This window comes from Dissulfurimicrobium hydrothermale (assembly GCF_022026155.1).
GTDB lineage: Bacteria > Desulfobacterota > Dissulfuribacteria > Dissulfuribacterales > Sh68 > Dissulfurimicrobium > Dissulfurimicrobium hydrothermale.
Map to the genome: position 1 here is coordinate 1,944,278 of NZ_CP085041.1, position 18,028 is coordinate 1,962,305.

22 protein-coding genes and 1 pseudogene are annotated in these 18,028 nt (G+C 49.1%); 17 read left to right on the forward strand and 6 right to left on the reverse strand.

The window, feature by feature from the left end:
- Positions 1-29 precede the first annotated feature (29 nt).
- Together LGS26_RS09240 and LGS26_RS09245 are read right to left on the reverse strand one after the other, a co-directional pair.
- The gene (locus LGS26_RS09240) at positions 30-1,211 is read right to left on the reverse strand and encodes a hypothetical protein (RefSeq protein ID WP_237888583.1); all 1,182 of its coding nucleotides are present in this window, start codon (positions 1,209-1,211) and stop codon (positions 30-32) included.
- Positions 1,212-1,237: 26 nt separating this feature from the next.
- Positions 1,238-1,657 (reverse strand): secondary thiamine-phosphate synthase enzyme YjbQ, encoded by a 420-nt coding sequence (locus LGS26_RS09245; RefSeq protein WP_237888584.1) that lies wholly within the window; start codon positions 1,655-1,657, stop codon positions 1,238-1,240.
- Positions 1,658-1,896: 239 nt separating this feature from the next.
- On the opposite strand from LGS26_RS09245, the gene LGS26_RS09250 reads away from it, so the two are divergent.
- Genes LGS26_RS09250 through dusB form a run of 7 tightly spaced genes read left to right on the forward strand, consistent with a single transcriptional unit; the run spans position 1,897 to position 6,180 of the window.
- Positions 1,897-2,442 (forward strand): cupin domain-containing protein, encoded by a 546-nt coding sequence (locus tag LGS26_RS09250; protein ID WP_330873290.1) that lies wholly within the window; start codon positions 1,897-1,899, stop codon positions 2,440-2,442.
- Positions 2,443-2,459: 17 nt separating this feature from the next.
- Positions 2,460-2,900 carry an adenosylmethionine decarboxylase gene (gene speD / locus LGS26_RS09255; protein ID WP_330873291.1) on the forward strand — a complete coding sequence of 147 codons (441 nt, stop codon included), beginning with the start codon at positions 2,460-2,462 and terminating at the stop codon, positions 2,898-2,900.
- Between the two features lies 1 nt (position 2,901).
- Entirely contained in the window at positions 2,902-3,798 is an 897-nt protein-coding gene (gene speB, locus LGS26_RS09260; protein ID WP_237888585.1) for an agmatinase, read from the forward strand.
- Positions 3,799-3,821: 23 nt separating this feature from the next.
- Positions 3,822-4,595 carry a metal ABC transporter ATP-binding protein gene (locus LGS26_RS09265; protein WP_237888586.1) on the forward strand — a complete coding sequence of 258 codons (774 nt, stop codon included), beginning with the start codon at positions 3,822-3,824 and terminating at the stop codon, positions 4,593-4,595.
- Positions 4,596-4,633: 38 nt separating this feature from the next.
- On the forward strand, positions 4,634-4,852 hold the full coding sequence (locus tag LGS26_RS09270; RefSeq protein WP_237888587.1) for a hypothetical protein: 219 nt from the start codon (positions 4,634-4,636) through the stop codon (positions 4,850-4,852).
- A gap of 9 nt (positions 4,853-4,861) precedes the next feature.
- Positions 4,862-5,038: a hypothetical protein gene (locus LGS26_RS09275; RefSeq protein WP_237888588.1), complete on the forward strand. Its 177-nt coding sequence runs from the start codon at positions 4,862-4,864 to the stop codon at positions 5,036-5,038.
- A complete protein-coding gene (gene dusB / locus LGS26_RS09280) occupies positions 5,035-6,180 on the forward strand; it encodes a tRNA dihydrouridine synthase DusB (protein ID WP_330873292.1) in 1,146 nt (381 codons plus the stop codon). The genes LGS26_RS09275 and dusB overlap by 4 nt, the downstream gene beginning before the upstream one ends.
- 176 nt (positions 6,181-6,356) lie before the next feature.
- Here dusB and LGS26_RS09770 read toward each other — a convergent pair.
- The 4 genes and pseudogenes from LGS26_RS09770 to LGS26_RS09300 form a co-directional block, all read right to left on the reverse strand.
- Positions 6,357-6,680 (reverse strand): annotated as a pseudogene (locus LGS26_RS09770) (DivIVA domain-containing protein); the annotation flags it as partial.
- Positions 6,681-6,693: 13 nt separating this feature from the next.
- Positions 6,694-6,993 (reverse strand): YggT family protein, encoded by a 300-nt coding sequence (locus LGS26_RS09290; protein ID WP_237888590.1) that lies wholly within the window; start codon positions 6,991-6,993, stop codon positions 6,694-6,696.
- Positions 6,994-7,015: 22 nt separating this feature from the next.
- Positions 7,016-8,047 (reverse strand): molybdopterin-binding protein, encoded by a 1,032-nt coding sequence (locus tag LGS26_RS09295; RefSeq protein ID WP_237888591.1) that lies wholly within the window; start codon positions 8,045-8,047, stop codon positions 7,016-7,018.
- A gap of 175 nt (positions 8,048-8,222) precedes the next feature.
- A complete protein-coding gene (locus LGS26_RS09300) occupies positions 8,223-8,855 on the reverse strand; it encodes an FmdE family protein (RefSeq protein WP_237888592.1) in 633 nt (210 codons plus the stop codon).
- 193 nt (positions 8,856-9,048) lie between these two features.
- Here LGS26_RS09300 and LGS26_RS09305 point away from each other — a divergent pair, with 193 nt between their 5' ends.
- The 10 genes from LGS26_RS09305 (at position 9,049) to LGS26_RS09350 (ending at position 18,006) form a co-directional block, all read left to right on the forward strand.
- Positions 9,049-9,249, forward strand: coding sequence for a hypothetical protein (locus tag LGS26_RS09305; RefSeq protein ID WP_237888593.1), 201 nt, complete (start codon positions 9,049-9,051; stop codon positions 9,247-9,249).
- Positions 9,250-9,271: 22 nt separating this feature from the next.
- Positions 9,272-9,478, forward strand: coding sequence for a hypothetical protein (locus LGS26_RS09310; RefSeq protein ID WP_237888594.1), 207 nt, complete (start codon positions 9,272-9,274; stop codon positions 9,476-9,478).
- An 81-nt stretch (positions 9,479-9,559) separates the two neighbouring features.
- On the forward strand, positions 9,560-11,224 hold the full coding sequence (locus LGS26_RS09315) for an ATP-binding protein (RefSeq protein WP_237888595.1): 1,665 nt from the start codon (positions 9,560-9,562) through the stop codon (positions 11,222-11,224).
- Positions 11,196-12,056: a response regulator gene (locus LGS26_RS09320; RefSeq protein WP_237888596.1), complete on the forward strand. Its 861-nt coding sequence runs from the start codon at positions 11,196-11,198 to the stop codon at positions 12,054-12,056. The genes LGS26_RS09315 and LGS26_RS09320 overlap by 29 nt, the downstream gene beginning before the upstream one ends.
- Entirely contained in the window at positions 12,043-13,353 is a 1,311-nt protein-coding gene (locus LGS26_RS09325) for an HD domain-containing phosphohydrolase (protein ID WP_237888597.1), read from the forward strand. The genes LGS26_RS09320 and LGS26_RS09325 overlap by 14 nt, the downstream gene beginning before the upstream one ends.
- A 55-nt stretch (positions 13,354-13,408) precedes the next feature.
- A complete protein-coding gene (gene motA, locus LGS26_RS09330; protein ID WP_237888598.1) occupies positions 13,409-14,266 on the forward strand; it encodes a flagellar motor stator protein MotA in 858 nt (285 codons plus the stop codon).
- Positions 14,263-15,081, forward strand: coding sequence for a flagellar motor protein MotB (locus LGS26_RS09335; RefSeq protein ID WP_237888599.1), 819 nt, complete (start codon positions 14,263-14,265; stop codon positions 15,079-15,081). The genes motA and LGS26_RS09335 overlap by 4 nt, the downstream gene beginning before the upstream one ends.
- 314 nt (positions 15,082-15,395) lie before the next feature.
- Positions 15,396-16,724: a transcription termination factor Rho gene (rho, locus tag LGS26_RS09340; protein ID WP_407932014.1), complete on the forward strand. Its 1,329-nt coding sequence runs from the start codon at positions 15,396-15,398 to the stop codon at positions 16,722-16,724.
- 84 nt (positions 16,725-16,808) lie between these two features.
- Positions 16,809-17,018 (forward strand): 50S ribosomal protein L31, encoded by a 210-nt coding sequence (gene rpmE, locus LGS26_RS09345; protein WP_237888600.1) that lies wholly within the window; start codon positions 16,809-16,811, stop codon positions 17,016-17,018.
- A complete protein-coding gene (locus tag LGS26_RS09350) occupies positions 16,996-18,006 on the forward strand; it encodes a DUF1385 domain-containing protein (protein WP_237888601.1) in 1,011 nt (336 codons plus the stop codon). Before rpmE ends, LGS26_RS09350 begins: the two co-directional genes overlap by 23 nt.
- The last annotated feature ends 22 nt before the right edge of the window (positions 18,007-18,028 follow it).

The following is an 18,028-nucleotide window of genomic DNA, read 5'->3' on the forward strand; positions in this document are numbered from 1 at the left end:
CGTTACCTCAATTCACATGACAACATGCATCAGACCTGGAATCCGCCGGGACCATCATATCTGAAATCATATCTCCCTGCCATAAACTCCGCCACCCATCTCTCTACGGTCGCCTCGTCCTTGATATCCATATCCATCAGCCTGGTAACGGCCAGGAGACGTCCAAGAATATCGAGCCGCCCTTCTATTTCGAGCCGCCCAAGCCTATCAATGCGGGCGTTTATAACATCTTTTTTTGTCCTGACATCAAAATCCAATCCATTCAAAACGCCAGCCAAAAACGCTACCCTCAAGGTCCTTCCCCGAAAGTCGCCGCCTCCCCCAGTAAAGCTGAACATAATGTAGTTTTGATCTAGATCCTCCCCGCAGAGGGCGTCAACAACGACAAAATGATATCCAAATTTTATACTTATGTTCATGTAATCAGCAGATATGGCAGCATAACTAGCAAAGGTCGGGGAATCCCTGCTTGCAATGCCACCCGCCGAGACCGCCTCACCGAAAGACCGCCAATCAAAAGGCATCTGTCCAGACCGCTTGATGTCAGGATAGACGATCCCCTGCCATAAGGCGCGCATAGGTATGGAACAGACCATCGATATGTCAATCTCCTCAAGCCCCTCGCACCCCTTGCAGAGACCGCCATCCATATCCAACAAATAAAGGTTGACAGGGTGTTCCGATATGAGCCTCTTTGCCCCCTTGATCTTGCCGCTTATAATATCAGTGCCGGTCGAAAACATCTCGTATATGGCCTTTTCGTGCACAAAACGGATGATGTCATACATCGAACGGCAACCCTGCGGACGGAACGAGTGATGAGAGGGATCCAAGAGATTCAAGTGGTCTATAAAGACCATCATATCTTTGAAATCGTGATAGGGAGACAAACGGCCCGACATATGCCTCATGATGTCGTCGTCTATCTTTTTAAAAGACCACGGTAAAGCAAGATAAGAGCCTGGGACCATCTCCAGTAGACACTCAATCATGTTGCCGACCGCATCCCTGAGACTTTTGTAGAGGCCTTGAACGGCCTCATTGCTTGCGGCATCTTTGCCGTAAACCAACTCTTGAAGCCCAGCTATTACTGCGTGCGCCTCCTTGTCACTCTCCAAAAGACTTTTAAATGCCCTGTATCTGTCTCTCAGGAAGACACCGGGATGAAACACCCGGCGGACAAGGCGCCTGATAAGCTTAATCACGAACATAACTCATCCGGCCGGAAGCCATAAACTTATTCGCCTATAATCTTCACCAACACCCTTTTTCTTCTCCTGCCATCGAACTCGCCGTAAAAAATCTGCTCCCACGGCCCAAAATCCAGACCGCCGCCCGATATTGCGATCACCACCTCCCTACCCATGACCTGCCGCTTGAGATGCGCATCTCCATTGTCTTCCCCTGTCAGGTTGTGCCGATATCTCGATATAGGCTCATGGGGGGCGAGGCCTTCCAGCCAGTCTTCGTAGTCCTTGTGCAGTCCTGGTTCATCGTCATTAATAAACACAGAGGCGGTTATGTGCATGGCATTTACCAAACAGAGGCCCTCCTGTATCCCGCTTTCGCGCACACAGTCTTCAACCAGTGGGGTAATGTTAACAAACCCCATCCTAGCAGGCACATTGAACCAAAGTTCCTTCCGGTAGTGCTTCATGGCGTTTCTCCAAGGCCCCCTTAAAGATTCAATTTATTTAAGTCTATCAAAAAATCACAGGCAATAAAAGGATAATAAAACCATTCCCTGATCTTAAAAAAATTATCTTTAGAGCAGCCACTCCAACAAAAAATTCCCTTGACAACCAGGGATCCAACATTTATATAAGCGCCCAACATAAATCACTTTGTTTAATAACAGTAAACTCAATTCCGGTCGAGGCCGGATAGCAAAAGATAATGGAAATCAAGATAGGCGAAAGGCTCAAGCGCCTGCGGCTCGCCAGTAATCTGACTCAAGAAGAGCTTGCGAACCGGACGGATCTTACAAAAGGCTATATAAGTCAGCTCGAGCGCGACAACACCTCCCCGTCGCTTGCAACCCTTGGCGACATCCTTGAGGTGCTGGGGATAAATCTTGCTGATTTCTTTAAAGAGAGCCCGCAGGAACAAACGGTCTTTAAACGCTCGAATCGGAAGTTATTGGCTGATTCCACCGAGGAGGCAAGGGTTGAACTCTTGATACATGCCTCTCAAAGGCAGGAGATGGAGCCAGTACTTGTAACCTTGGCGCCTGGTGCAAAGACAAGGGAGGACAGGCAACACCAGGGTGAAGAGTTCGGCTTTATCCTTTCGGGCAAGGTAATGCTGCGTCTAGGCAGACAGAGCCATGAGCTTGAAGAAGGGGATTGTTTCTATTTTTCAGCTGACAGAAGACATTTCGTGCAAAACACCGGTCAGGCTGAGGCCAGGATATTGTGGGTGGTTACGCCACCAACTTTTTAAACAAGGAGGACAAAAAGATGATGGAAGACATCGAATACGGCTTCGGGCAGCACCTGATGATGGATGGTTACGGATGTGACCAGGAAAAACTAAAAGATCTAGACGGGATCTATGACTTTTTGAGCCGTTATCCCGAAGAGATAAACATGACCAAGATCATGCCGCCCTATGTATTCAAATATTCAGGTCTAATCCCTGAAGACTGGGGCATATCAGGTTTTGTGCTCATAGCCGAAAGTCATATAAGCATCCATACCTTTCCAGAAAAGTTATACCTGAGTCTGGACATCTTTTCCTGCAAGGCCTTTGACACTCAAGGGGCCATAAAATATATTACAAATCTCTTTGACATCAAAAAGGTTGAGATCAAGCTACTCGACCGCGGGCTTGAATTTCCAAAGGTTATCCGTAAGGTACACGACTTTGTGCGCGCCGAAAGGACAGGCATGACAATTTAACGTGGATCAATTCCTCGGACTCTCATCATCTTGCCCGAACAGGGACCAGGCAAAAGCGATCCTGGTCCCTGTTCCTTTTGATCTCACCACATGCTACAAGGCAGGTGCCAGAGATGGACCGGCACGCATCATCGAGGCATCTCCACACATGGAGTTCTATGATGAAGAGACGGATTCAGAGGCCTTCAGAAAAGGTATCTTCACGGCTACGCCGATTGAGCCTGAACTGCCGCCTGAAAATATGGTCCGAAAGGTCAGGGAGGCTGTAATCCCGATTGTACGTTCAGGCCAGATACCATGTGTAATCGGTGGTGACCACTCTGTAAGCATCGGTGCCATAGAGGCAATATACAGCGAGCTGGGACGGCTCAATCTAGTCCACTTCGATGCACATACTGACTTGAGGGATTCCTATCTCGGAAGCCGATACAGCCATGCCTGCGTTATGAGGCGTGTTTGGGGACTCGGCGATATAATACAAATAGGTGTGCGTGCCGTCTCCAGGGAGGAAATGGAATTTCTAAAGGGGCAGAGACACTGGCCGACCTGCCGACCTATCTGGGCCAACATGGTCATCGAAGACAGGGAGGCCTCAATAGCCGAGACGATCTCAAGGCTCAAGCAACAGCCGACATATGTCACTATAGACCTCGACTGTCTAGATCCATCGATTATGCCGGCAGTCGGTACGCCAGAGCCAGGTGGACTTTCCTGGAGCGATATCACAAAATTTTTAAAGGCCATCGCAGCGTCGACTATGGTCGTCGGATTCGATGTCGTGGAGCTTGCGCCGATCCCTGGTTATCATGCAGCCGATTTCTTAGCTGCAAGGCTGATATACAAATTCCTAAGCTATATCTTCAATATCAAAAACTTGATCCCTGTGGATCAGGATTAAATCAGTCGTAAAAATAATAAAATATGGATACAACAACCAACACTACTAAAAAGGGAGGCGTCCTTGTCCGGATCGAACACGTCGACTTTTCATATAGGGAACAACAGGTTTTAAAAGACATAACATTTGATATCGCTCGTGGGGACTTCCTGGCCATCATAGGCCCTAACGGGTCAGGCAAATCAACCCTCATAAGGCTTATTTTAAGGCTTCTCTCACCTGACAGTGGCGAGATCTACATCCTCGGCAGGCCTGTCAGGACCTTTTTCAATTGGGACATGATCGGTTATGTCCCACAAAAGGCCACCCACATAGACCCGATCTTCCCTATAACAGTCGAAGAAGTGATAGCCCTTGGCAGACTTTCAGGCAAGAAATTCCCTCGATGGCTGGACAAAAAAGACAGGGATGCGGCAAGACAGGCGGCCAATCTTGTAGGGATCGGTGAATACGTTGACTGCCGCATAGGTGCGCTTTCCGGGGGTCAGCAGCAGCGCGTATTCATAGCCAGGGCCATAGTCAACAGTCCCGAAATACTCTTTCTTGATGAACCGACCACTGGCGTCGATGTAAAGGCACAGGATGACTTCTATGAAATGCTTGACAACCTCAACCGCAGCGGGGTTACAATAGTCCTTGTTACACACGACATAGGTATAGTAAATAAACATGTCAATAAGGTGGCATGCCTCAACCAGACCCTTGTCTTTCACGGGACACATGATGAATTCTGCTCATCGGCAAGGGTAAGGGAGCTGATCCCTGGAGACCACCACCTAATACTCCACAGACACTGACTCAAAGACTCAAAAGTCCTGTGCGATATGTCCTTAATATGTCATTGAAGATGCTGCCTATAGCAAAAAAATCTATGCCATACGGCCTTGCATTGACGATGGCGACCTACGCCGCAGCGTCACCAGTTCTATCATTGCCCCTTGCACATGTCGATACAGATAAGGTGGAAAAAGAAAGGAGATATAGACAGATGGAAATGAATACCTCAAACCCAACGAGGATCGATGAGGTCATAGACAGCAAAGATGACTGCTGAAAGGGACTTGTGGGCGTAGGTCTGCGCCTCAGATCCCCTAATACGCCCAGAGAATACAGGATCAAGGTATTGATAATGCCCGATGTCATGCCGAAGATGATCCGTCTGCTGAATATTGTCGGTGGAAAGGTCATAAAGGAACACCACGGCCATGGCTTTATCGAGCTCATAATCGAGAAGAGATGAGCGGCGCCAAATCAATAAAACTCGGAACCCTTGAATTCACCCCTATAATACTTGCGCCAATGGCCGGTATAACAGACTATCCGTTCAGGCGTTTGGCACGCAGATTCGGCGCCGGGCTTGCCGTAAGCGAGATGATATCATCCGAGGCGATGACCAAAAGGGTCGAACGATCACTTAGACTTTCGGCCACCGCCTCAAAAGAATACCCGCTCTCGGCACAGATCGTGGGCAAAGACCCGATCTCGATGGCAGAGGCTGCAAGGATGAACGAATCTATTGGCGCGGCAGCCGTCGACATAAATATGGGCTGTCCCCAGCCGAAAATAGTACGTGCAGGTGCCGGGGCCGCTCTCATGCGCGATGAAGCTGCGGCCGCAAGGTTAATGGAGGCCGTGGTAAAGGCCGTGAATATCCCGGTCACCATAAAGATCAGGCTCGGCTGGGATCGTAACCTGCAGAATGCGCGGGAGATCGCCATGATTGCCGAAAAGGTCGGGGTGTCGCTAATAACCGTACATGGACGTACCAGGAACCAATTCTTTTCAGGGCAGGCTGATTGGATCTCTATAAAAAAGGTGAAGGAGGCTGTATCGATCCCGGTGATAGCAAACGGCGATATCCGGGATCCGACATCGACCATCAAGTGCCTCTTGGAGTCCGGGGCCGATGGGGTGATGATAGGAAGGGGTGCACTCGGAAGGCCTTGGATATTTTCGGCTATAGCCGATTGCCTGGCAAACAAAGACCGCTTCGCTCCACGAATCAAGCCGCACAGCCCTACAATTGATGAACAGTGTGCAGTCGTCCTTGAACACCTTAAATACATCAAGGATTTTTACGGCATGCCAATAGGTCTCTGGATGGCAAAAAAACACCTTGCATGGTATTCAAAGGGGTTGCCGCACGGCTCAACCTTTAGAGGCCTGGTCAACAAGGCGCGATCACTCGATGAGCTGACCGCACTTACATATGCCTTCTACGAGAAGATCTTTGAATCCTCATCTCCAAGGATATCGCCTTCAACAAGCCTTGCCCCTGTTTCACCTTTGTCGGCAGCGGAAACCAGTTTAGCAACACCTGCGACTTTTGCGGACGAATCGGCCTCCGTAGCATCTTTTTGGTCGCCCTCCCCGTTGGATTGAACCGCACGCACCTCTGATGCGATATCTCTCAAGACCTCGTCCACCTCTTGCGGAGGCAAGGCCTCTTCGTCCAAAAACCTAAGATATCCCTCTATCGACGAGCGTATTTTGGAAACGACCTCGCGCTGCATACGTCTGAGCCTTCTTATGCGCTCCTCCAGCTGTACGGCCTCATGGTGGGCATCCGCCACGATTCGTTCCGCATCCATCCTGGCCCTCTCCAATATGAGTCCCGCCTCCTTGGCGGCCTGGGCTTTCATGTCCTCGGCCAGCTTGTTTGCGGTAGTCAAGGCCGACATGAATTCATCTTCTTTCTTCTTAAATTCATCGAGCTTGGCCTTATAGCCTGCCACATAACCTTTTAAGGCATTTCTCTCCTTGATCACCTCAGTAAGCTCAGCCGCAACCTCTTCGAGAAAATCCTGCACCTCGGACGGGTCATAACCCCTGAAGCGCATCTTAAATTCTTTCTCGAGTATCTCGTTTGGTGTAACGCCCATTTCAAACCCCTTTTCAGTAAAGATGTATTGCGAGATCGTAAAGCGTAGGTACGAGGAAACCCCGAAGAAACACTATTACAATGATAAGCACCATAGGAGTCAGGTCTATGCTGCCGAATACAAGGGGCAAAAACCGCCTCACGCGGTACATCAAAGGGTCTGTAATGCCATAAAGGATACGCACCAAAGGGTTGTACGGGTCAGGATTCACCCAAGACACAACAGCCCGGACAATAAGCACCCACATATAAAAACCAAGTACAAGATCTATAACCGACGCAACAGCCTCTATGAAATGCCTCAGGACGAACATGACAACTCCTCAAACAAGCTTATTATCCCTTGCCGAAAGGGCAGACCGGATATCTGCACCTCTTGCAGTTCAGACACAGCCCCCCGTGGCCTAGGGCCGCCATCGCGGTCCTATCGATCCTTTCTCCGGCCATGACCCTCGGAAGCACGAGATCAAGCACGGTCGCCTTGAAATACATGCCGCATGCAGGGACCCCGAGGACCGGCATATCGCCGATATATGCCACAAGAAACATAGCGCCCGGCAAGACAGGGGACCCATACACCACATCCTTGCCCCCGGCCTTTGCAATAGCAAGACGTGTTACGTCATCCGGATCGACGGACATGCCGCCAGTGCACAGTATCAGCTCTACACCGGCATCCATGGCCTTTTTTATCTCGCCTGAAATGAGGTCTACATCATCAGGTGCCATGGCCGAATATGCTACTTCAAGGCCCATGCCGACCAACTTTTCCCTCATCACCGGACCAAACGCATCTTTTATCCTGCCTTCATAGACCTCACGCCCCGTGACAACGATACCGGCCTTTTTTATCTTGAATGGTGCTACTGACACAATGCCGCCTGCATCCCTGGCTATTGAAGCCGCTCGCTCCACTACGGAACGCCGGATCACAAGTGGAATAGCGCGACCCGCGGCGACCGCCATGCCCTCACTTACAACGGTATCTTCATGGAGCGTTGCGATCATCACCTCACCAAGCATGTTGAATTCAAAAAGGGCCTGACGATCGACCTTCAACACCCCTCGGGTGGCGGCCCTGAAACCGACCTTACCCTCGGATGGTTTTTCATCATAACTTATGAACGGGCCGCTTATGGCCCTTGCCATAAAAAGCGCCGCCTCATCCTCATGCATTTCATCTTCGGAGAGCTCAATGACATAGATATGATTTTTGCCAATCCGCTTCAGATGCGGTATATCGGCCTCTGTAATCACATGCCCCTTTCGAAAGGCCGGACCCTTTTTTTCTCCGCGGACTATCTCGGTCAAATCATGGGGGATCACCATCCCGACCGCATCGTCGACAGGGACCTTCTTAATCGCCATTCAAGACCTCCAGCTTTTTGTTTTGACAACTCTGCAAAAGTCCGTCGCGGCACCGACCGCTGCATCCGGGGCATGGGCGGACACAATACCAGCTTTACTTGCCCATTATATTTTAAACTTTATAATGAAAACGTCAATTTTTCGTTTGTAAAGCAAAAAAACGCCATCGACGACCTCAGATGGACATCTTTGATGCGGCCTCATAATAACGGCTGCCGGCACAGGCACGACACAATACCTCACCATCTCTTTCCACATCTCGACAGTCCTGAACATATTCCCCGCAACGGCTGCACCTTACGCGCCTCAAGGGTCTACCAGGGAGGTCACATTCCGGGATATCAACCTTCACCTCCTGGACATCAAAAAGCTCATCGTCGCGCATACGTTTATATGCCTCAAGCTGCTGACGGTATCTGTCTTCTATCTCAGGACAGTAGTTTTTGGCAATCTCACGGGCCTCTTCCCTTGCCAGGATCCTGAATGCCCTTTTTGTCGGCAGATGAACAAATGTAGCGGCCATTATGCCAAAATCCATCCACTTAAGCGACCTCTTCCCAAGGGAACAGCCGGTTACAGACTGGATCGCATCTGTAGCGCACCGGTCTATCTCCACATAGACAACCAGATTCTTCCTGTCCCTGCCCTTCGGGTCGGTGATACCAAGCAGCCTGAGCCCCAGCATAGCTAGCCTGACCCCTATCACTTGCCCTGCGCACAGATGCCCGTGGAGCCTTACCGATTCGGTAAGTAGCTCTTCAAAAGAGCCGACAGCACCCTGGATCTCATTTAGAGTCTCTACCGACATCGCCGTCAACCTCCTTTATATTTATAGGTTATAGATCATAATAACAGACTGCCATTGTAAACTGAATAGACTATGAGCGATTAGCCATACCTTAAAATCCTGATAGATGCCCTCCTGCTCCTGTCTACCCTTACCGGGATCGGACTTTACACATATGAGATCGCAAGGGAGCTTGCAAGATCGGATGATACACATGAATATCTCTAATTATTACGGCTATATCAACCGCTATTTGATCCATCCAGATGAAGATGAAGCTGCTTCAAAAAAGATCAAAGACATCATCGTCAAAAATCAATTTATAAAAAAGATCGTGCGCAAGGCCATTGCTGTATCACAAGGATCATTGCCCCACAGGTCAATATATCTATTGGCAGCCCAATTTTATCTCTGAACCAGGTATTTGTGCAAGGAAGATGATCATATCCGTACCGGAGGTATGCAGAGCTGAGGCCTTGTATATAGATCCCAGCGACAACGAGGATCTGGCGGACAAGATCGAGTTGCCCCTGAATGACGGCAAGTTGCAACAGATACTGCGGTCAAAGGGATTTGGAAGGGCCAGGGCCTTCAGCTGGCCAAGATCGGCACGCAGTACCTGGCGGTCTTTAACGAGGTGGTAAAGATTTATAAAAGACAGGCCGAAAAGATGATAAGGTTAGGAAGGAATAAAAAAAGACGTTATGCGTGGGATATTTTTTAGAATGACAAGGGACGGGCGGATACTATATCTCAACCGATATGGCAGACAATACCTCGGACTTGGAGATCCAGCGTCGGATGGCGCGAACCTGTCAGTCTTTTTCCCTTCGCAAAGGGCGTGGGATAGATTCATCAAAGAGATAGATACGCAAGGAGAGGTCGGCGGTCTCGAGCTTGAATGGAGACGCGGCGACGGCAAAAAGACATTCGTAAATATATTTGCATGTCTCGAAGAGGTTGAAGGCGCTTCATACATATCAGGGCATATCTGCGACCTTGAGGGAATCAACAGGCTTTTGCCGGTGCTGAAGAACAGCCGCGACAAATTTCGAAATATATTTGACGCCATACCCGACCTGATCCTTGGCATAGATAGAGAATACAAAATAGTCTCTGCAAACAGGGCCGCAGCCAGATGGCTTGGCAAGGACGTAAAAGATGTAATAGGCCTGTCATGTAGCGAACTCTTCGCAAGAGAGACGACCTGCCCCAGGATGTCGGGCGACAAATGCCCTGCCGAGATCGCCTTTAAGTCAGGACGAATGTTCAATACAGATGTGCTGTTAAAAGACAGCGAGGGTCGGATCAGATGGTTTTCCGCCCACGCATTTCCGGTCTTAGACGACAATGAAGAGACAAGACAGGTCACGCTTTTTTTAAGGGACATCACCTCTCAAAAGGAAGCTGAAAGACAGGTCACGCTTCTAAACCAAGAATTGAAGCAGACTCTTGCAGATCTGACGGAAAAAAATTCAAGGCTTAATGCGGCGTTGAATAGCCTCAAAGAGACCCAGGCCCATCTTTTACAGTCAGAAAAGATGTCGTCCATCGGTCAACTTGCCGCAGGGGTGGCCCACGAGATAAACAACCCTGTCGGCTTTGTAAGCAGCAACCTCCACACCCTTCTTTCATACAGCAAAGATTTGGTCGAAATCATAAGGCTCTACCTGTCGCTAGATGAGAAGATCTCAAAGGCTCAAGGGGTGCCTGAAGACGCCATTGCACTTATCGCGACCATCAAAAGGCGAAGGGAAGAAATAGACCTTGATTTCCTACTGAAAGATATGAATGACCTGATACTCCAAAGTATCGAAGGTACAGAAAGGGTAAAGAAGATCGTCGCCGACTTGAAGGACTTCTCCCATGTGGACCAGGCCGAACTCAAGGATGTAGATATAAACCGCTGTCTTGAGAGCACGATAACCATCGTGTGGAACGAGATCAAATACAAGGCCGTCTTGAAAAAGAACTACGGCGAATTGCCGACCATTATCGGATATCCCCAGCAATTAAACCAAGTATTCATGAACATCCTTGTAAATGCTGCTCAGGCAATAAAAGGCAAGGGAGAGATCACGGTGACCACCAGGGCGGTTGACAAGCCCAGGCGTGGGGTTGAGGTCGAGATCAAAGATACTGGCGAAGGCATACCAGAAGATGTCATGCCAAGGATTTTTGACCCGTTTTTTACCACAAAATCCGTTGGCAAAGGCACAGGGCTTGGACTCCATGTCTCATACAAGATCGTCAAGAGGCATAAGGGCGAGATAAGGGTCGAGAGCACACCTGGAAAAGGCTCAATATTTACAGTCTTTCTTCCCATATTAAATGAAGATGAACTAGGAGACGCCGAAGAAGATGATGCAAGGCCGCATCCTCATAGTTGATGATGAACAAAATATCCTCCATGCCATAAAGCGCCTACTGCGCAAGGAAAGTTATGAAATCAGCACGGCGGTGAGTGGGGAAGAGGCACTCGCCTTCTTAAACGACCATCAAGTGGATGTGATAATATCTGACCATAGGATGCCCGGGATGAGCGGAATAGAGTTTTTGGAACACGCAAAAGGGCTTTGTCCCCTGTCCGTAAGGATAATCCTTAGCGGGTATGCAGACCTCAAGACCGTCACCGAGGCCATCAATCGCGGATATATATACAAATTCATATTGAAGCCCTGGGATGACGAGGAATTCAAGGCCGCCATACGCGAGGCCATAAACGTCGCCCATCTCCAAAATGAGAATTACAGGCTAACCGAGGAACTGAAGATAAAAAATGAAAGGCTTCAATGGCTCAACAACAATCTGGAAGATGAGATCGAAAAGAGGACACAGGAGCTCCAGATGCGAAACATGGTCCTCGAGAGATTTCACTATATCATACACCAGATGCCGATAGGCTTTATTGGGTTGGGGGATGATAAGAGGATCGCATTTGCAAACAACTGGGCCTACGTACACATCGGCAGACTGAAGGATCTGTTGGATCAAGACATCGAGGCGGTTCTTGGTACGGATGCGGCCTCTAGGCTCGATGGCCTTACACATGGGGAAGGTCCTCTATCAATGACCGTCGATATCGACGGGATGAACGATCCGATCGAGATGCGTGGCACGGTGGTAAGGTATCCGGATGGGGCTTACGGCTATTTATTGATCTTCATCGACCATCCCATATCCTCTTTGAAAGAAAAGGGCGCCAGCCATGGAGACACCTGAACCAAGCACCCAGACAGGGCAGTCTCAAAAAGATGCCGTCCTCTTTGTAGACGACGAAGAGAATATCTTAAAGGCCGTACATCGACTTTTGCGCAATGAAAACTACAGACTGCTTTTTACCACCGATCCCGAAAAGGCGATTGAGATCCTGCAGACCGAAGATGTGGCCGTAATCGTCTCTGATCAAAAGATGCCCGGGATGACTGGTACGGAACTCCTTGCAAAGGCCAAGACGATCGACCCCGACATCATCCGAATAATCCTTACAGGCTATGCCGACATAAAGGCCGCTGTAGAGGCCATAAACAAGGGCGAGGTATTCAGATTCATAAGCAAACCATGGGATGATGAGGAACTGAAGACCATTATCAGGCAGGCCATCTTCCACCACTTTCTTATTGTTGAAAACAAACGTCTCTTGAGGGTTACACAGGAACAGAATCAAAGACTCGAAGAGCTGAATGCCGATCTCGAAAAAAGGGTTGATGAGCGTACCAGCCAATTGCTTGAAAAGCATCAGGAATTGGCAAGGCTATACCAGAAACTCCAGAGCAATTTCAAAGACACCGTCCGTGTCTTTGTCGATCTCATAGAACTGTATGATCCATTCCTGGGCGGTCACTCAAAACGCGTAGGCATGCTTGCAAAGGAATTGGCGGAAAAGATGAACATCATGGGGGCGGATCTTGACCTCATAGAGATGGCCGCATCCTTGCATGACATAGGACTGATGGGTGTCCCAAAAGAATTCTGGCATTGGAAACCGTCCGGCTTCAGCCCGGCCCAGGAGGCGGTTTTCAAGACCCATCCCGAAATAGGCTATAGACTGCTCTACAAGATCGAATTTCTCAGACAGACGGCAGTGATAGTAATGTGCCACCACGAGCGTTTTGACGGCATGGGCTTCCCATCTGGTCTTCCTAGCGTCTCAATACCCCTCGGGGCTAGGATAATAAATGTCGTCAGCACATATGACAACTATCTGCATCAGCAGGATCTGGACAAGGAAAACGCCTTGAAACGTCTAAGGAAGCTTGCCGGCTCCGCGCTGGATCCTGAAATAGTGAGGGTGTTCGAAGACATAATAAAATCCATACCTCCAGTCCGCGGTGAGAAACAAATAAACATTGACGATCTCAAGGCTGGCATGCAGTTGAGCAGGGATATAGTTACTGCGTCGGGCAGGATGCTCATGGCGAAGGACTCCGTCCTGACAAACACACACATAATAAGGCTAAAGAACATCCATGAAATGGACCCAATAATAGACAAGATTTATATCTATCATCTTTACTAGATACGGCTTGGCGGGTTAAATTTAATTTAATTAAAAGGAGAAGTAAAAAGGCCTTATGTTTGTATTGATCGGAATATGTGTTGTCTTGACAGCCGTCATAGGCGGTTATCTCATGGAGCACGGCAATCTGAGCGTCCTTGTCCAGCCGGCGGAGGTCATAATCATATTCGGTGCTGCACTGGGCTCCTTTTTCATCGCCTCCCCCATGAAAGTAGTCAAGGTCGTAGCAAAAGGCTTCTCCAGTCTCCTGACATACAAGGGGCCGAGCAAGGAAAAATACCTAGAGCTTTTGGCACTGCTCTATCAATTGTTCGCAAAAAGCAGACAGCATGGGCTCCTTGCAATCGAGTCGGACGTCGAGCATCCAGAGAAAAGCCCGATCTTCAGCAAATATCCAAACATCCTGGCGAACCATCATGCACTCAATATCATCTGCGATAACTTGAAGGTAGTCATCTCTACAAACCTGCCTGCTCACGAACTTGAGAGCCTCATGGACCTCGATATAGAAACACACCACAACGAGGCCATGATACCAGCGCGCAGCATAGAAAAGATCGCTGATGCCCTTCCTGGCCTCGGTATAGTCGCAGCCGTCCTTGGCGTCGTCATCACCATGGGCAAGATCGACAAACCACCGGCTGAGCTTGGGCACAGTATCGGCTCAGCCCTTGTCGGGACCTTTCTGGGCGTACTCATGTGCTATGGCTTTGTAGGGCCAATGTCCATCAACTTTGAACACCAGGCGCACGATGATGAGGTATATCTTCAGATAATCAAATGGGCCTTGGTTTCATATATAGGCGGCGCACTGCCACAAATCGCAGTGGAATTCGCGCGAAGGGCCATCCCTGACTCGGAAAAGCCAACCTTTGACGAACTTGAAAAATACGTAAAAAGCAGGGCCAAATGAGCGATCAGCAAGGCAACATCATTATAAAAAAGATAAAAAAGGTATCCGGCGGCGGGCATCACGGCGGGAGCTGGAAGGTTGCATATGCGGATTTCGTAACCGCCATGATGGCCTTTTTTCTGCTCCTATGGCTGATCACCATGGTATCCCCTGAAAAACGACCTGCCATTGCCGCCTATTTCAAATACTTCAGCATATTCGAGTCAAGCGGCACATCGTTTTTGGAACACGAAAACGCCGTACTGACAGAACCCAGCCAGAGTGAGGAAAAGGTCGAACCTGAGCTAGAAGGTAACAAGGCCACATTGTCATCAAACGAGGGGAAAGAGACAAGTCCCGAGACATTCCAAAGGCTTCTTAAACAGGCGATAGAAAAAAAACTGGGCGACATCAAGGACCAAATCATTGTAGATACATTCAAGGGTGGGGTGCGTATCCAACTGGTTGATAAAGAGGGGAAACCCATGTTCGATCTCGGGTCCGCCAAACCTACCCCCCTAGCCCTTCGCATACTGCGTGTGATAGCCGAAAACATAAAATCCACCACAAACCCGATATCAATAGAGGGCCATACAGACTCCCTTGCATACAAGACAAGCAACTACAGCAATTGGGAACTCTCGACCGAACGGGCACTTACCACGCGAAAGATAATCGAGCAAATGGGAATAGACCCATCCAGGCTTAAGACCATCTCTGGCTATGCAGACACTGAGCCGCTAATACCGGACAATCCCAAAGATCCAAGGAACAGGCGGATAAGCATACTTCTCTATTTCCCTAAAACGGCCGCAGGTACGGACAAGACCGGCTAGACCTTAGCGGCCCGCCCCACCACTATCGGCGTCGAAAATAAAAATTCTTAAAAAGAGCCCTTGACAAGCATACCTCAAGACGGCTATTTTTCATCATCATCATTATGATTCTGTGAAATCAACGATCCAGCCGCTCAAGCCAGGGCAAATCTCAGGCTAACAACCTTCTAAAATGCAGGACTTTCCCTTGTGAAGATGCGAAAATCCTGTTGATGAAAGATGGCTCGTTTAAAACATCCTGTTTGATTTAAAAATAATGTTCTTAAGACCTGGAGCGGAGATCATCGCCTTGAATCCGAAGAGGTATATCATACATGCCTAGAACAAAGAAAGAAAATAGTGAACAATCTGTTGCAAAGGAATCATCCACTGCACAAACCAAGGGCAATCAATCCATTAATCTGGCCGACTTCAAGAAAAAAAACATAACCGAGCTCTATCAGATGGCAAAAGACCTCGGCGTCGAGGTCACCAGTGGGATGCGCAAACAAGAATTGATTTTTGCCATCTTAAAAGCCCAAACAGACAAAAATGGCGGGGTCTACGGAGAAGGCGTCCTGGAGATACTGCAAGACGGGTTCGGTTTTCTAAGAAGCCCGGACTACAGCTACCTCCCTGGCCCGGACGATATATATGTATCGCCGTCTCAGATAAGGCGCTTCAACTTGAGCACCGGTGATACGGTCTCAGGGCAGATACGCTCTCCTAAGGAGGGAGAGAGGTATTTCGCCCTCTTGAAGGTCGAGTCAATAAACTTTGACCCGCCAGAGGCCTCTTTCGGCACGATAAACTTTGACAACCTCACGCCGACCTATCCTGACAAACGGCTGAAGCTCGAGACAGAGCCTGACAACTATTCCGCCCGCATAATGGACCTCATGACCCCTATAGGCAAGGGACAAAGGGGACTTATCGTGGCCCCACCAAGGACAGGCAAGACTATGCTGCTTCAAAACATTGCAAACAGCATAGCCAAAAATCACCCCGATGTAATCCTGATAGTCCTACTGATAGACGAAAGGCCGGAGGAGGTTACGGATATGCAGCGTTTGGTAAAGGCAGAGGTGGTGAGCTCCACATTCGATGAACCTGCCCAGCGCCATATCCAGGTCTCTGAGATGGTCATAGAAAAGGCAAAGCGCCTGGTGGAACACAAAAAAGACGTGGTCATCCTCCTTGACAGCATTACAAGGCTTGCCCGGGCATACAATACCGTTGTACCGCCAAGCGGCAAGATACTCTCGGGCGGCGTTGACTCAAACGCCCTTCACAGGCCGAAACGCTTCTTCGGCGCGGCGAGAAACATTATGGAAGGTGGAAGCCTTACCATTATAGCTACCGCCCTTGTTGATACAGGGAGCCGCATGGACGAGGTGATATTCGAGGAATTCAAGGGCACGGGTAACATGGAGATACACCTTGACAGGAAGCTGGCTGACAAGCGCACATTTCCTGCAATAGACATAAACCGCTCCGGCACGAGAAAAGAAGAACTGCTACTGCCCAAAGATGTATTGACCAGGGTCTGGATACTGCGGAAGCTCCTCTCTCCGTTGAATCCGGTCGATAGCATGGAGTTCTTGTTGGATAAGATGCAACATACCAAAAATAATGAAGAATTCCTGGCATCAATGAACCGGTGAGACGTCCAAACCTGTTGACCAACGGCATGATTAGTGATTTCTTTAAATTAAGAACGATAACATAGACTACGGAGGCGAACAAAAATGAAAGATGGCATACATCCAAAATATCAGACGGTAAAAGTACGCTGCGCGTGCGGCAACGAATTCGAGGTAGGCTCGACCGCCAACGAGATCAGGGTTGAAATTTGCTCGCAGTGCCATCCATTTTTTACGGGCAAACAGAAACTGATCGATACCGCTGGCAGGGTTGAAAAATTCCAGCGCAAATATGGCCTCATTGAAAAGAAATAACCGGCGAAGCGCCCTCAAATCATTGGTGACGGCCTCGCTCTGCGCCCCTATTGCAGTGGGCGGCCAGGCCGTAATCGAGGGCGTGATGATGAGGGGCCCGAAGGCGATGGCAATAGCGATCCGCCGCGCAGACGGCGGTATATTTGTGAAAGAAGGAAAATGGCGCTCGTTCGGCAGGAAATTAACATTTCTAAAGTGGCCTTTTATAAGAGGTTCGGTAGTGCTAGCAGAGGCCATGATAAATGGGATACAGGCCCTCAATTTCTCCGCGCAGGAGGCACTGGCCGGCATCGATAACGACGGCAAAAGAACAAACGCTGACAACTTATCCAATAAGGCGATCGCCTTGGCCATGTTGTCATCCGTAGCTGTCGGCCTGTGCCTGTTCTTGGTGATCCCGCATCTTGCAAGCAGCTTCCTGCTCAAGATATTGGGCGCTGGAGGCGGCGTCAGGTCGTTTGCATTCCACGCCCTGGACGGACTCATAAAAATGCTTATATTTATTAATTATATCCTGCTTATCGGCAGGATGGCAGATATAAAAAGACTGTTCGGGTATCACGGCGCCGAGCACAAGGCTATCTATACCTATGAGGCCAATAAAGAACTCTGTATAGCCAATGCAAAGGGCTACAGCACCCTCCACCCGAGGTGCGGCACGGCATTTATCATGGTAGTAGTTTTTGTAAGCATAGGCGTCTTTGCCACGGTCATTCCGCTGATCTCGTTCAGCGGGACCGGATGGTATGTCACGGGTGAGATTATACTCACAAAAATATCTCTGATGCTCCCGATTGCAGGTATCGCCTACGAGATAACACGCCTTGCCGACAAAGATGCAATGAGGCGGTTTGCCGCACCACTTATTTACCCAGGTCTTCTCATACAGACCCTCACCACCTCCAACCCGACGGACGATCAGCTTGAAGTGGCGATAGAGGCACTGAAGAGGGCCTTAAAGATGGAAAATGATCAATCCATCGATTGAATAATCAATAGGCGGCAAAGAA